The organism is Leucobacter soli (assembly GCF_042659205.1).
GTDB classification, from domain to species: Bacteria; Actinomycetota; Actinomycetes; order Actinomycetales; family Microbacteriaceae; genus Leucobacter; species Leucobacter soli.
The window spans coordinates 1-899 of sequence record NZ_JBHSRW010000433.1 but is presented as its reverse complement, the minus strand read 5'-3'; the positions used below and the strand labels follow the sequence as shown (position 1 = coordinate 899).

1 protein-coding gene and 1 pseudogene are annotated in these 899 nt (G+C 72.3%); both read right to left on the bottom strand.

Features of this window, described 5'->3' with window-relative positions; translation table 11 throughout:
* On the bottom strand, nt 1-253 hold a 253-nt coding region (locus ACFPZL_RS13760; RefSeq protein WP_382335955.1), incomplete at its 3' end, for an NAD(P)H-binding protein.
* A 127-nt stretch (nt 254-380) separates the two neighbouring features.
* Nucleotides 381-899 (bottom strand): annotated as a pseudogene (gltD, locus tag ACFPZL_RS13755) (glutamate synthase); the annotation flags it as partial.

The window sequence follows — 899 nt, the reverse complement described above, 5'->3', positions numbered from 1 at the left end:
CGACCGCCGGTCGCACCTGTCCGGCCATCTCGCCGCGCGGGGACACCGCGACGATGACGACGTCCGCGCCCTGCAGCGCGGCCGCGCGGTCGGCGGCGTCGAGGATCGAGCCCGTCCGGTAGTGAACGCCTGCCATCTGCTCCGCGGACTCGCTGCGCGTGATGCTGGTGACTTCCAGCCCTCGCACCACCGCCGCCTCGACGATGTGCGAGCCGGCGTAGCCGCTTCCTCCGAAGATCGTCATCGTGGTCATGGCAACTCCTCACTGTTCGATGGTCGTACTTCGCACAACCATCATCCCGCGTCGCGCATTCCCCGGGGTGAAGAGCTCGGGCGAGGAGCTCGGGCGGGGACGTCGCCGATGTCCCCGGAAGGAGGGCTCAGGCGAACGCGCGGGCAGTCGCGGGGATGGGAGCGGGCAGCACGGTCGATCCGGTGAGGTACGCATCGACGGACGCTGCCGCGGCGCGGCCTTCCGCGATCGCCCAGACGATCAGCGACTGGCCGCGACCGGCGTCTCCCGCGACGAAGATCCCGCGCAGCGCGTCGGCGTCGAAACCGGTGTCCCCGGCGGACGCCTCGTAGTCGGCGCCGCGGGCGAAGGCACCGCGCGCTCCGCGCACGAGCGGGAACCTCGGGTCCTCGACCGGATCCGGGCCGGTGAAGCCCATCGCGATCAGCACGAGGTCGGCCTCGATCAAGTGCTCCGTCCCCGGGATCGGCTCGCGGCCGTTCTCGGTGTAGCCCGTCTCCGCGACGCGCAGCGCACGAACGGCGCCGCGCACGTCGGCGACGAACTCGACAGTCGAGGCCAGGTACCGGCGCTCGCCGCCCTCCTCGTGCGAGCTCGAGACCTCGAACAGGGTCGGGTGCGTCGGCCACGGCTGCTCGGCGCCGCG